The sequence below is a fragment of the Ruegeria sp. CJ6 genome (assembly GCF_056536665.1).
This window is the reverse complement of sequence record NZ_JBQFQB010000006.1, coordinates 210,830-224,642: the sequence shown is the minus strand read 5'-3', so window position 1 is coordinate 224,642 and position 13,813 is coordinate 210,830. Positions and strand designations below refer to the sequence as shown.

Annotated in this window: 11 protein-coding genes; 2 read left to right on the top strand and 9 right to left on the bottom strand. The window is 56.6% G+C overall.

Annotation, left to right across the window (positions count from 1 at the left end; translation table 11 throughout):
- Positions 1 to 46 precede the first annotated feature (46 nt).
- Both ACR0BT_RS17795 and ACR0BT_RS17790 read right to left on the bottom strand, forming a co-directional pair.
- A complete protein-coding gene (locus tag ACR0BT_RS17795; RefSeq protein ID WP_480763741.1) occupies positions 47 to 1,081 on the bottom strand; it encodes a hypothetical protein in 1,035 nt (344 codons plus the stop codon).
- The gene (locus ACR0BT_RS17790) at positions 1,078 to 1,377 is read right to left on the bottom strand and encodes a hypothetical protein (protein WP_480763740.1); all 300 of its coding nucleotides are present in this window, start codon (positions 1,375 to 1,377) and stop codon (positions 1,078 to 1,080) included. The genes ACR0BT_RS17795 and ACR0BT_RS17790 overlap by 4 nt, the downstream gene beginning before the upstream one ends.
- A 374-nt stretch (positions 1,378 to 1,751) precedes the next feature.
- Between ACR0BT_RS17790 and ACR0BT_RS17785 the strand changes: the two genes are divergently transcribed.
- Positions 1,752 to 4,844, top strand: a complete 3,093-nt coding sequence (locus tag ACR0BT_RS17785; protein WP_480763739.1) for a hypothetical protein — start codon at positions 1,752 to 1,754, stop codon at positions 4,842 to 4,844.
- Between the two features lie 226 nt (positions 4,845 to 5,070).
- On the opposite strand, the gene tcuB is transcribed toward ACR0BT_RS17785, so the two are convergent.
- The 3 genes from tcuB to ACR0BT_RS17770 are packed head-to-tail and all read right to left on the bottom strand — an operon-like array spanning position 5,071 to position 8,217.
- A complete protein-coding gene (gene tcuB, locus ACR0BT_RS17780) occupies positions 5,071 to 6,141 on the bottom strand; it encodes a tricarballylate utilization 4Fe-4S protein TcuB (protein WP_480763738.1) in 1,071 nt (356 codons plus the stop codon).
- Entirely contained in the window at positions 6,131 to 7,525 is a 1,395-nt protein-coding gene (gene tcuA, locus ACR0BT_RS17775; RefSeq protein ID WP_480763737.1) for an FAD-dependent tricarballylate dehydrogenase TcuA, read from the bottom strand. The genes tcuB and tcuA overlap by 11 nt, the downstream gene beginning before the upstream one ends.
- Positions 7,526 to 7,536: 11 nt before the next feature.
- On the bottom strand, positions 7,537 to 8,217 hold the full coding sequence (locus ACR0BT_RS17770; RefSeq protein ID WP_170392730.1) for a GntR family transcriptional regulator: 681 nt from the start codon (positions 8,215 to 8,217) through the stop codon (positions 7,537 to 7,539).
- 180 nt (positions 8,218 to 8,397) lie between these two features.
- Between ACR0BT_RS17770 and ACR0BT_RS17765 the strand changes: the two genes are divergently transcribed.
- Positions 8,398 to 9,360, top strand: coding sequence for an AbrB family transcriptional regulator (locus ACR0BT_RS17765; RefSeq protein WP_480763736.1), 963 nt, complete (start codon positions 8,398 to 8,400; stop codon positions 9,358 to 9,360).
- Here ACR0BT_RS17765 and ACR0BT_RS17760 read toward each other — a convergent pair.
- The 4 genes from ACR0BT_RS17760 to ACR0BT_RS17745 all read right to left on the bottom strand — a co-directional run bounded on the left by ACR0BT_RS17760 (position 9,329) and on the right by ACR0BT_RS17745 (position 13,805).
- On the bottom strand, positions 9,329 to 10,309 hold the full coding sequence (locus ACR0BT_RS17760) for a D-2-hydroxyacid dehydrogenase family protein (RefSeq protein WP_480734769.1): 981 nt from the start codon (positions 10,307 to 10,309) through the stop codon (positions 9,329 to 9,331). The two genes, ACR0BT_RS17765 and ACR0BT_RS17760, sit on opposite strands and share 32 nt — an antisense overlap.
- Positions 10,306 to 10,542, bottom strand: coding sequence for a hypothetical protein (locus ACR0BT_RS17755; RefSeq protein WP_170391780.1), 237 nt, complete (start codon positions 10,540 to 10,542; stop codon positions 10,306 to 10,308). The genes ACR0BT_RS17760 and ACR0BT_RS17755 overlap by 4 nt, the downstream gene beginning before the upstream one ends.
- 51 nt (positions 10,543 to 10,593) lie before the next feature.
- On the bottom strand, positions 10,594 to 11,682 hold the full coding sequence (locus tag ACR0BT_RS17750) for a 4-oxalomesaconate tautomerase (protein ID WP_170609833.1): 1,089 nt from the start codon (positions 11,680 to 11,682) through the stop codon (positions 10,594 to 10,596).
- 92 nt (positions 11,683 to 11,774) lie between these two features.
- Positions 11,775 to 13,805: a tripartite tricarboxylate transporter permease gene (locus ACR0BT_RS17745; RefSeq protein ID WP_170513284.1), complete on the bottom strand. Its 2,031-nt coding sequence runs from the start codon at positions 13,803 to 13,805 to the stop codon at positions 11,775 to 11,777.
- Between the last annotated feature and the right edge of the window lie 8 nt (positions 13,806 to 13,813).

Below are 13,813 nucleotides of genomic sequence, written 5' to 3'. Positions count from 1 at the left end.
CCCAATGCGTATGCCTTTATGCTGATGATGGGATTCTCATCATCCGCTAAAGGAACAGATATGGGGAACCATGGGGCCAGTGATCTTCGATCCTGGTCCGTTGAGCGTCGTCAAAGTTCAGGTGTGCGACCTGAGCATTTGTGAACTCTTCTCGCATGGCATGGATTAATCCTGCGGGTTTTATGGCATCGGGAATCTTTGCCGCCTTTTCAACACGGGGCTCGACTGCTGTTTCGCCCAATTTGATCGCCGGTCCGAGCAGTGCGAAGGCAGGATTGATGGACAGAGCTGCGATCGCACCAATGAATTCAGCGATGCCCGCGCCCCATTTCAATCTGACTGGTATTTTGGTGGCTGCAACAGCCTTTGCGTAGGCCTTAACCAGCGTCTCCATGCGCTCGCGCGCCTCTTGTTTGCTGGTTCCTCTCAAAGCTTCGACCGATGTCCAGGCACGCAAGGCGTTGCGGTGTTCCTGCACCTCAGGCATTGCGCAAAGATCAAGCGCGGCCTTGATCTGGTCTTGATGAGAGCGTGTCTTGCCCTCAGCAGTTTCGTGATGTGGAACCAGAAATTCCCAACCAAACGAGCGCAGCAAAGGTTCCTGCTCTGGAGTGTCATCAAGGAAAGCCTGAGGGCCATCATAGGCCGGGATAACTGCGACCTCGGTGAGAGGTATTCCCTTGATTAGCGCCCGGTTCCGTTTGGCATCCACGAAATCCTGAAGAACCCGACGCGTTAGGTGAAACGCAGGCGCATCGAAATCCTCTTCCTTTTGCGCTGCTTCGAATCCGGGCTGTTGCTGAAGATCGGCCACATCCATTTCGGCGTCCGTAGCGATCTTTCGTTTTTTCCACTCCATGTGGTGCGCGTTGTCCCAGGAAACCTCCATCAAACGATCTTTGGGAATCCAGCTTAGTATCTTGTCCTGGCGCACCGGGTTCCATTTTGCAGGCCAGGTCGCTCCTTGCGGTGGCCGGGGGATCACCAGTGTCTCGAAAAGCACCAACTCGGCGACGAAAGCGCTCGGTCGAAGGTGATCGCGCACTGACATGGTGCCCCAAAGCTGCGACGAATTGTTCATGGCATTTCTCCTGCAATCGTCTTGCAGATCAGGTTACCATCTTTGTGCTCCAACCCAAGATGGTTGCTTGGGTATGCCCAAACAGAGCTGATGTAGCTTATGCAACAGGAATGCGGAAAACTCATCTCGCCGCGCTCGCAATTCCGCGCCACCATTTCTAATAGCGCCCAAAATGCCAAACGTTGTCGCGAACGACTGGTCAGGCAATGTAGCGGTGCGACAGGACGGTATTTCCCGAAAATCCGGTCGCACCATTCTAGGCCATCAATGAGAATGTCCGCGTAGAGGATATTCATGGCTTCCTAGTCTGATGACCCTCTTCTTCAGCAACACAGTGATTACATCCGTGATGGCGTTGCAAATTCGATGCCAGTTGTACGGCGCTAACCGTTACATATCTACAGCTACAGCTCCGCCTTGACCGAGAGCCTCGGGTGAGCGGCGATAGCAAAACAAAGGTGATCGTGCCTTCAGGCTTAGCTGGCAGATTTTTGCGGGAATCGGCAATAAATGCTACGATAGCTTTGTTGGCAGGATCGCCGCTGGGTCTCTCCGGCCATCGCGCTTCGTTATTCTTTTTTATTACAACAAGTTCTTTTTTCTGCCGTTCGGCCGGGCGATCCAGGGCTTCTGGCCCAGCGTTTTAGAATGATTTTGAACGGAGGCAGACATGCCCGAAACAGTATTTGAACGCGCGCCAGACGGCGCGATCATTGGACTTCAGCATCATGGCGACCCTCTTGGAGGGCGTTCTAAAGGAACCAGTGCGCTGGATGTGGCGCAGGCTTATGCCGCCGAAGTGGCGGGGCTTTACCGGATAAAGCCTGATTTTCTTGACAGGCTCGGCGAGAGTGTTTCAGGCAAGTATAATCGCGAGGAGGGCAGCAAGCTGCGGCTGGAAGAAGCCAAGGCAGTACAGTCCTTTCTGGTCTACACATTTCGTCAGACACATCACGGCATCCCGGTCTGGGAGCGCGGTCTGACACTGCGCATGGCCGGCCCAGACAATGTGGTCACCGGTTCGTCCTCAAGTGTTGCTGCCGATATCGAACTCAGCAACGCCCCTACTCCGCCCGCTGGCCGCGACAAACAAGCTGGCACGGTTCTGCGCGAAGCTGTGAAAGGGGCCAAGTTCACAAAATTCAAGGTTAATGACACCCGGGACTTTGTCTATCGCTACGACGCAGAACATCGCCTGCCACACAAAGAACCGGGCGAGATCGAAGGGGTCGAGTTAACCCCGCTGCCAGAGATCGGTCGTGTACCAAAGGGCATCAAGGACGGCGAATGGCGTTTCGTAAGCCTTGTGCATTTTGGCTGCAAAATTCCCGACTACGGAGAGCTGAACTGGCGAGCATTGGTCGATTGGGAAACCGGCGCGGTGCTTTACATCCGGCCATTGGTGGGGTGTGTTTCGGGTTACGTCTTCACAGACGACCCGATATCACTTTCAGGAGATTCAGAGCTTGATCCGACGGCCCCGGTTGCGCTTTTGGATGCGCAACGCGAACTGGTGGCGCTGGAACGGTTGATATTACCGGGCGGTGGCGCACCGGTGGAACTAAGCGGCGAATTGGTGGCGGTACGGGATCTCGACACACCAAACATCGCCCCACCGACTGAAAACGCCGGTGCCGCATCGATCTTTGATTATCCCGCCGACAGCGACGATTTCGCGGCGGTCTGTGCGTACTACAACCATGATTTCCTGTATCGCTTCGTCCAGTCTTTGGGCTTCGATCTGCCCAGCTATTTCGACGGGGTGACCTTCCCAGTGGATGTTGATCACCGCTGGTTCAATCCCATTGCAGGACCGGTGAATGCTCAGGCGCCAGGCAATGCCATAGGCAATGGTGTGCTACGCTTTCGTTATGCGCTTGCGGCAAATGGCTCCACAGTCGGCATGGCCACAGACTCGCGCGTATCGGCGCATGAATTCGGGCACGCGGTGCTATGGGATCATCTCAATTGGCCCAATTTCGGCTTTTGTCATGGCTTTGGTGACGCGCTGGCGGCAATACTTTACGATCCTCAAGGTATTGCGCCGGATCGTTTCCGTACCTTCCCCTTCAGCAACCTAATCACCCGGCGATGGGACCGGTCGGTCGCCTCGGGTTGGGGCTGGGGTGGCACGATGGACGTGGGCGGATATCGGTCGACCGAGATCAATGCCACTACTTTGGGCCGAATCTATCGATCTCTCGGAGGTGATTCCACAGAACTGGACGACAGGCTGCATGCCAGCCGCTACACGATCTATCTGATCCTGCAGGCGGTGCCGCTTTTGGCCGGGATCGTGCCCAACACAGTCGAAGGTTTTTCCCGCGCCTTGCAGGAATCAGACGAGAACACTGCTCAATTCGACGGTGCAGCCGGAGGCTGGGCACACAAAGTGGTACGCTGGGGCTTTGAGAAACAGGCGCTCTACAACGGATCCCCGCCTGATGTTGACGTCTTCATTGATGACGGACGACAGGGTGAATACCCTTGGCACCAACCGGGCAACAATGCTCCCGGCATCTGGAATCGGCACCGTCCTGACGGCGGCACCGACCACGAGACTCCGCACCGCTGCGTCGAGAATTATCTGTATGTCCGGATCGGCAATCGCGGCAACTACCCAGCCCAATCAGTGACTTTGTCATTAGCCCGCGCGACCGAAGGCAAGGGCACCACATGGCCGGATGACTGGGATCCGCTGATCGTAGGCGAACCTATCGGCCAATCAGTGCATTGTGGCGACGAAGTGATCGTCGGCCCGATCCCATGGTGCCCCGAGGACCTGTGCGAGGAATACATTCTTGCCAGCGTGGATACGCAAGAAGACCGCAGCAATGTCGAGACGATCGCAGGCAGTCTGCCTGTCGATCGACTGGCACTTGGTGACAACAACGTCGCCCTTCGCCGAATGGAGGTTAACCGTGCCGAAGATGACATCGATTGCTGCGAGGAGGAAGAACCGAAGATGACCTATCGTTACGCTGTCAAGTTCGTCTGCGGCTGTTCCAAGGGCCGCATTTTGTCCCAGGGCCGCTATCACACAGCAATCAACATCGGAAACGGCAGCGGAGATGCTGTGCGTTTTCGTAAACGGGTGTCGTCGGCCTTGCCAAACGAAAAACCGGGTAATGTCTCGGCCAGAACGAAGAACAAACTCGGTCCCTGGGAATCGATGGAGATCGATTGCGAAGATGTGGCACGACACCTGCGGGTGGCCGAATGCTGTTTCTTGAAAGGGTTTGTCTTTATCGACAGCGAAACACCGCTGGACGTGGTCGCGGTATACACCGCTGCCCATGGTGAAGGCGAAGTGGAAACCATCGATGTCGAACCAGTCGTGCCTCGGCTGATCAAAAAGGTACCGCCCCCGCCACCGCCACCTCCGCCGCCGCCTCCACCCGAGGACAAGCCGGACCTGATCCCGGTGCAGCCCTTCCCTCCCGGCCCGCCACCCTTCCCGGCTTGGTATTGTGAGGAGCCGCGCAAGTTGAGGATCATCGTGCGTAACATTGGTGCAGGGGCTGCCGGGCCTTCGACCACGCGGGTCGATTTCTTCCAGAGCGGCGTGGTGGTCGATCTGCCGACACCGGCACTGGGGCCAAACGGGGATGAGACCACACTATCGCTCGAATTCCCGGACGAGGTCAAAGGTGGCGAGCAGATCCCCTTCAAGATCACCGTCAATGCCAATCCGGCCGATGGTGTGACGGAGACAGACACCACCAACAACAGCGACTCTTCCTCCTGCGGCCTGGCCAGCTAAAGCAAACTGGGAGTGGCCCGGGCCATTATCGGCCCGGGCTGCGCGATCTAGAGGTGCCGGTCGCTAGGCTGAATCATGATCGTGATTGCGCTCTACATACAGGAGGGCAATTTGCTTCAACGACACCAAGATGGGACCGCCCTGTCTGATCCCAAAGTCAGACCTCAAGCTGCGATTTAACTTTACTTTTCCACCGCTTCCCAAGGGGCGACAGGGTCGCCGCAGCCTAGTAACTATCTCTTTTCCGTTGCGCATCCTTGATAAGAGCAGCAAGCCGATAGAAACCGTGGGCCATCTTGGTGTAGGGCGTTAGCAGGAAGAATGTCAGGACCGATCCAAGATGAACAGCAAGCAACGCGGGCATCAAAGCCGTTGATCCGAAAGCGTAAAGAGCAAGTCCGCTAAAACCGACGAATCCCAGCAACAGGATGAAACCGATATCGCCGCCCCATGCCGAAGCATCACCTAGATTACGATCGGACCTTTGCTTGAGAATTACCATGGCGCAGCAACCCACTGTCAACAATACACCGCCGGAGATTCCGAATAGTTTGGGCAAAGACCAGAACCCGTACGGCGCATGCATTCCAAAGCCATAATGCATAACCGTTGCAATCGAGGTCGACGCGAAGCAAAGCAGGAAGCCATACATGATCGCGTGGTGAATATGACGTCGCGCCTGACTGAACCGGTCTTCGTCTTCAAAATTACAGCCTTCACCATGACCTGCGGCAAGATCCTGCATTTTGCCCGCTCGTTTGAAGGCGGCCAGCAGGTCCGCCATTTTGATGGGTTTTCCCCCCACCTCGGCCCAATAGCGCCTTAGGCTGATGGCAATGCTAAAGAGTGGCAACAAGAATGCCGGAGCAAAAATCGCAACCATCGCATTATGCGACAGAACGGCATAAAACCCGTCCCCTCCGCTGGAACCTATCGCGCGAATTGCCCAGAACAACAGGGCAAATCCGACCACAAGTGCCAGCGCAATCGCCCCGCCATGGGTGTGAAATCGGCGCGCCAGCGGCTGCGGCCATGCGAAGCTTTCCCAGCTGTCCCTCCGTACCTCGGCCAGAGCCTTCGGCAAATTCAGGTCGAACTCGTGCGGGGCTGTGTACTGGCAGGCGTAGTAGCAGCCGCGGCAGTTGTGGCACAGGTTGGCCAGTTGCGTGACGTCCCCATCCGAGAACGCGCGTTCCGCATGAAGCGACGGAAAGACCGAGCAATAGCCCTCGCAATAGCGGCAGGCGTTGCAAATTTCAGCCTGACGGCGGGCTTCCTGTATCAATTCAATTTGCATAAGCGGCGGCCTCACGTCCTGCGATGCGTCCAAAGACGGTTCCGATGGTCATGCCGAAACCGGCTAGATAGCCTTGCCCAAGGATCGAGCCCGCCATGGTTTCGCCAGCCGCCCACATGTTTTTGATCTTGCCGTCGGCGCTCGAACATTGCGCGGCATCGTCGACTTTGAGGCCCAAATAGGTGAAGGTTACGCCCGTACGCAGCGAATAACCGTAAAATGGCGGCTCGGTGATCGGACGCGCCCAGTTGGTCTTGGGCGGGTTCAAGCCAGATGTTGAAACGCCGTCCAGCTCTGTCGGATGAAAGGCGCTGGTGTCTCCGCAGGCGGCGTTGAATTCAGCGATTGTTGCGGCCAACTTTTCGGCAGGCAGGCCCATCATCCCGGCCAGTTCTTCCAACGTATCTGCCTTCAGCGGTGGAAACACCGACGGCATGAACAGATTCAACGAATTGGCGTCGATGACCACATAGCCAACTTGATCTGGTTGGGCTGCCACCAAGCGCCCCCAGATTGCATAGCGCTTGGGCCAGACATCCTCGCCCTCATCGTAGAAGCGCTCGGCATCCTTGTTCACGACGATCGAAAACGGCACACAATCCAGACGGGTGACAATACCACCGTCAAATTTCGGTGCACGCCCATCGATAGCAACGGCGTGGCATTGGGTCGGGTCGCCAACACTCTCGACGCCTTGATCCAGAAGATCAGCTAGGACCACGCCTCGGTTATAAGGAGTGCCTCGGATCAGAAAGTTTTTTGCAGGCTCACCCCATGCACGGGTCAGCCAATCCGTATCGGCCTGAAACCCGCCCGAGGCGACGATGACTGCCTTTGGCATTATCCGGTGGTTTTGACCTTCATAGGTATAGTCGACCCATTCGATCCGATCCCCGTTCAGCTCCAAATGCGTGACGGCGGCTTCATACAAAACATCGATACCCAAACCCGCCGCAGTTCGGTAATAAGCATTCACCAGAGACTTCCCGCCTCCCATAAAAAAGGCATTTGTCCGCGCCAAAGAAAGTGTTCCGGAAAGAGAGGGTTGAAACCTGACACCGTGCTCTTCCATCCATGGCAGGCATTCCTCGGAAGTGCGGATCGCGAGGCGGGCCAGATGCTCGTCAGTTTTGCCGCCGGTGACCTTCATCAAGTCCGCGAGATATTCGTCTTCGCTATACTCTTCGATCAACGGGCCCAAAGGGCCACCATGCATGCAGCGAAAATTGCGCGTATGGCGCGAGTTTCCTCCGCGATAGGGTTTTGGCGCGGTTTCCAGTATCAGAACGCGGGCACCGGCTTCGGCGGCGGTCATCGCGGCGCATAGAGCAGCGTTCCCGCCACCGATCACAGCGATATCGTAAGCTTCCTTTTGGGTGGCCATATCCTGTCTACCTAGTGATTTTCGTCGGTTGTCCGATCGCGTTCCTGCAACGCCCGGATACGCATTCGTTGTGCGGCCTGAATATGCCCGCGCATTTCTGTCTCGGCCGCCGCGCCATCACGTGCCTTCAGCGCGGCCATGATACGCCGATGTTCAGCGACTGCCGCTTCGGCCCGATCTCCGTCCAACAATTGCGACGGCCCAAGGATCAGCAGCGCCTTCTGCAAGGACAACATGGATTTCGCGAGAAAACGGTTCTTGGCTGCATCCAAAAGTGTGGCATGAAATATCCGGTTGATCCGAGCCGCGTCTGGACCTGTGCCAGCCTCGGCCAAACGATCATTCAAAACGTCCAACTCGTCCAATTCGACATCCGACGCCGCACGCGCTGCTAGACGGGCCGCAGTGCCCTCGAGCACTGCGCGCATCTCATAGAGTTCCATCACCTCGGCGTAATCCAGACTGCGGACGGTCGCGCCCTGCCGCGGTACATGCGTGACCAGGCCGTCGGTCTCCAGCTGCCGGATCGCCTCGCGCACCGGTGTTCGGCTGACTCCCAACCGTTCAGACAGCTCAATCTCGCGCAGGCGCTCGCCGGGCAGAAGGGTGCCCTCGCGAATCTCATCCAACAGGCGTTGATACGCCGAATTGCCTTGCGGGCCAGGCTGTAAGGGGTCGTCCTGAATGGTCATCGCGTGCTCACTTGTCTTCTTGCGTCCATTTGTATACATTTGGATACATAGTGAGTCAATATTGTCGGAAGCTGCACTTTGCCCACCCGGAACAAAACACCTTCTCTCCTCGCAAAGCGGGCCTTAACACTGGGTTTGGCACTTCTTGGCACAGGGCTATTCTGGGCGTTGGATCTGCCATTGCCTTTTCTGTTCGGCCCGATGAGCGCGTGTCTGATCGCGGCTATGGCTCATGCTCCAATGGAAGGCTTTGGTCAGGTCTCGATTGCGGCGCGCACCATACTCGGCGTGGCTGTGGGGGCTTCGATTACCCCAGCCCTATTTGCAGAACTGCCGAAGATGGCAGCGTCGATTGCACTGATCCCGTTCTTTATCCTGCTGATCGCGCTGGTCGGAGTGCCTTTCTTCCGCAAGGTCTGGGGCTTTGATACCACGACCGCGTTTTACGCGGCCATGCCCGGCGGATTGCAGGATATGATCATCTTCGGGGCCGAGGCTGGCGCTAACCCGCGAACGCTGTCCCTGATCCACGGAACCCGCGTTCTGATTATTGTAACGCTGGCCCCTCTGTTTCTTACGGTGTTTTACGACGCCCAACTCACCAACCCAATCGGAGAGCCCGCGCGCAACCTGCCGATACATGAATTGGCGCTGATGGTTCTTGCTGCCTTTGTCGGCTGGAAAGGCGGTGAGCGGATCGGCTTGTTCGGAGCGTCGATTCTAGGACCAATGATCCTGACGGCTGCGTTGTCACTGGGCGACTTCATTCACACCCGACCGCCTCGCGAGGCCATCCTTGCGGCTCAGTTCTTTATCGGCTGCGGAATCGGCGTGAAATTCGTAGGTGTCACATGGGTCGAACTACGCCGTGTGGTAGCGGCGGGCTTCGCCTATGTCATTGTCCTCGCCGTTCTGGCAGCCGCTTTCACCGCCGTTGTCACCACCTTGGGGCTGGGCCAACCGGTCGAGGCATTTTTGGCCTTTGCCCCCGGCGGGCAGGCAGAAATGACAGTTCTGGCCATCGTCTCAGGCGCGGATCTGGGCTTTGTGATCACGCATCATCTGACAAGGATCGTGTTGGTAATCATCGGTGCGCCGATAGCGGCCAACCTTATCCTGCGCTGGTCCAAACCTCGGGGTTGATCATGTGAACCGGAGCGCCTGCAGCGTAGGCGTTCACTTGATCGAAAATGTCCGAAAATTGCAGATCGAACTCATCCTCGGTCACAAAGCCGATATGCGGCGTCGCAATCAGATTTGGATGCGAAAGCAAGGGGTCTTTCGGATCATTGAGGGGTTCGGAATCGAAGACATCGATTGCGGCCTTCCCGGGATGGCCGGCATTCAGCGCCCCAAGCAATGCCCCTTTTGCAATAAGGCCAGCACGGGATGTATTCACAAACAGTGATCCCGGCTTCATGTGTGCGAAGTCCGACGCAGTAATGATGCCGTTTGTGCCTGGCTTCAGGCGAACATGGATCGAGACAACATCGCTGTTAGCAAAGAAAGCTTCGCGGTTCGCGGCGACCTGAACACCATCTGCCTGCGCCCGAACCCGGCCTTCATCTGAGGACCACCAGACTACATTCATTCCAAATGCCTCGGCGTAGCCCGCGACAGCGCGTGCGATACGGCCATAGCCGTACAGTCCCAGCTGCCGCCCTCTCAGCGTCTTGCCAACTCCGGCCTGCCACCGCCCCGCTTTGACCGAGGCCATCTGCGCCGGTAAATCGCGCATCCCAGCCATGATCAGCGCCCAAGTGAGTTCGGCTGCAGCATATGAAGGCGTTCCACCATGCATGTTTGAACACAGCAGAACACCGTTGTCCGAGCATGCCTGCACATCAACGTGCGGATACACGCTGCGCTGACTTATCAATCTCAGGTTCGGCAGCTTTTCGATCAACTCGCGGGTAACTTTGGTGCGTTCGCGAAACAGAACCAACGCTTCGGCCTCCTGCAACCGTGCCGCCAATTCATCGGTATCCTCGACATGATCTGTCCAGATCTTCACTTCGTGGTCGGATAGCTTTCCAAAACAAGGCAAGCCCTGCAGTGTATCAAACCAATCATCCAGAATGTGAACCTTCATCGACTTTCCACACCCTGACCGGTGTTCAGTTTTCTTGGCGTCGGCACAAAATGCAGCGTATCGAGTGCTGCAAGCGCATTGCGGACCCGCTCGCTTTGATCCAGCAAATGGTTGAACTGCTCATCGCACCCGGCGATCGGTGTTGGGTATTCCGCGATGTCCCGCCGCAGGACCGACTGCGCCAGCCTTAGTTCCTGACGCGCAATATCGAGGCATTCAGAATAATTGTTCATCGTGGCACCTTCATATTGTATACCTTAGTATACATAACGGAGATCCCAGTTTCAACTGCCACTCCACACAGATCCGGGTATGTAAACATGCCCATCTGCAAGCTTTCGCGCAGTCCGCACCAGACCAGCAGAGTTTACGTTGAAGTCCCCGTCATTCGAGAAGTCCACCAGCACATCAATCTTCCCAGAAGCGTGTTCCAGCACAACTTCAGCCGGGCTTGCCTTAGGTCGGTCCAACAACCCATCAGCGACGGTTCCGGGCGTCAAAGCACAAGACGCCATGCACTGCGCACCCGTAACGGCCATTGTCGGGTGAGTTTTCCATGGCATGAAATACCGAACTGCAAGGGTTCCGCCCTCTTCGGCTGGTGCCAACAGCCCGAATTTGGGGGTTACCGATTTCGATACATCCCCCATACCCATCAGTTCCCCGGCTTCGATCCGAACTGCCTCCATCTGGGCAAAGAAAGAGCGGTTGGCGTCCAGTTCTTCTGCGCTTTCATACCCAGTTAGTCCAAAATCGGTGGCGCGGGCCATAGCCATAGGCATGGCGACATCCATACAGGTCAGTTCGACCCCTTGCACCGTATCGCGCAGATTTCCGGTGGGCAGAAATGCACCTGTTGCCGAACCCACAACTCCCATAAAACTCAGTTGTACCGGTGCAGATTGCCCAGGAACTCCGGCAATCTCGGCATCGCCCTCATAGGCCAGTTCACCACCCGGGGTCTGCACTTTGGCAACCACTCGCGCACCCGTATTAACTGCGCGTATCCGGACCACGGTCTCATCGCCTTGAGGCTGAAACAAACCCATTTCAATTGCGGCCGGAGCGACGCCGGAAAGAATGTTTCCACAAGTTGGCTTGAAGTCGACCAGCTTTTCCTCAACCGAAACCTGCGCGAAGAAATAATCGATATCGGCCCATTCATCATCGCTGACAGATAACATGGCTACCTTGGTCGTCACAGCAGTACCGCCACCGATTCCGTCAATGTTAAACGCCTGCCCAGCCCCTAGGGCAGCGACCAGCACATCAGCCAACGTGTCCATATCCACGGGCAGGTCAGAGCGACGAAAATAGGGCCCCCGCGAAGTGCCGCCACGCATAAAAATATACGGGATTGCTGTCTGGGTCATCTCAAACCCCTCCTCTACAAACCGTCAAAAACTGTTGTGTTTTCAGCTTTGTCCGACCTGTCTGCTTCGCAGGCCGGACCTCAGTGGAGCATTCATTTCAGTGGCCATGGCAGGCTCACCATGTCTTGCAACAGTCCCGGTGGGAAATCCCGGTTCAGAGCGCCTGCCATGATGCACATGAAACCGATGCCGCAGGCTGTCAGGATCAGCGTCATCTGCCAGCTTGAACCGGCTCGAATGCGGAAGAAGGCAATCAGAAACCCGATCAGGGCTAGGATGAAACCAACAACCCACGTTGCCGCGATAAGACCTGCAAACCACGCCAACGTCGACCAAAGCCCATGCGGTGCGCTCGCATCTTCACCGGCAATTTCCTTATCGGCAAAGATTGCATCACCCTCGGGTCTCCGCATCATCTGGATCAGCAGGATCACGCAGCAGAACAAGGACACACCGCCGATCACCAACGGGATGATCTTGTCGGTCATGTTGTAGTCTGGGATCATGTTGGCGTTGATCAATGCCGCGATTAGGTAGGCCATAATCACCAGCAGGAAGATCAACGGCGCGCGCTTGCTGCCAGACTGGACTTCACCTTCGGCCATGATCATCTTAGCCTGCCGAATTCCTAAAATGACCGAAGCCACAGTGACCAAGATCAGAACAATCACGATCGGGCTGAAGACATACTCCATGCCCTCACCAAAGCTTTTGCGGAACCGGAATGAGGCAATCTGGAACGCCTGATTGGTAAACTTCTCAACCGGGTTCGACAGCACGAACCCAATAAGAAAGGCCGGACGCGACCAATCGAACCGGCGCAGGAAGATCCCGATCAGGCCGATCACGAACAGCGCCAGAAGGTCTTCGAAGTTCTGACCGGACTGGAAGGCTGCAAAGCTGATCAGCATAAACAGGAAAGGTGCCAGATAGGTGAAGCGGATCGTTGTCAGCTTGGCGATGCCTCCGGAAGCCGCGATGCACAGGATGGTGCCCACGACGTTAGCAAGCGCCAAAAGCCAAACGATCGAATAGGTGATGTCGAGATTGTCCTTGAGCATGCTTGGACCGACCTCGATGTCGCCAGACCCCAACAGAGCCACTGCGCCGATGAAGATCGCCATCGAGCCCGAGCCGGGAATGCCGAACAGTAGCGTAGGCACCAGCCCGCCGCCTTCCTTGGCGTTGTTTGAGCTTTCCGGCCCGATGACGCCACGCACTTCGCCCTTGCCGAAGTTGCTTTTATCTTTGGTCGATTGAACCGAATGGCCGTAAGCGATCCAGTCGACGACCGAACCGCCTAGGCCGGGAATGACGCCAACGACCACCCCGATGATCGAGCAGCGAACAGACAGCCAGATATTCGCGGCCCAGTCTTTGACGCCGTCCAGCCAACCCGCCCCCAGCGAAGCCCCTTTGGCAATCGATCGATCCTGCCGCAGCAGCGAGACGATTTCGGGAACGGCAAAGATGCCCAATCCAACGATGACCAGCTTCAAACCATCTGTCAGATACGGAATGTCATAGGTTGCCATACGGAGCGAACCGCCAGCGTCCGCCTCACCAATTGTGCCAACCATCAACCCAAGCCCAGCAGCTGCGACGCCCTTTAAGGGGATGCGCCCAGCCAGAATGGCAACCATGGAAAGGCCGAGGATGGTGATCATCAACATCTCTGGTAGACCAAACGCCAGAACGATGGGCCGCGCGACCAGAATGAACATTGTTAGGAAGGTTGCGCCGACCAAACCGCCAAACAGCGATGAAGCGAACGCGGCAGATAGTGCCCGCGCAGCCTCACCCTTCTTCGCCATTGGGAAGCCGTCCAGGACAGTTGCCTGAGAGGCGGAACTGCCGGGGATCCCCATAAGAACAGAAGCAAAGGTGTCAGAGGTCGGAACAACGGCGACCATCCCGATCATCAGCGCCAAACCAAGGATTGGGTCCATCCCGAACATGAAAGGCAGCAACAGGGACAAACCGGCAATACCGCCAAGTCCCGGGAAAACACCTACGGCCAGTCCCATAACGACACCGAGAACAAGATATCCCAGTACGATAGGTTGCAGGATCAAACCCCACGCATCATTGAGCGCAGGAAGAGCGGTGGCGAAAACCTCCATAGCGGCCG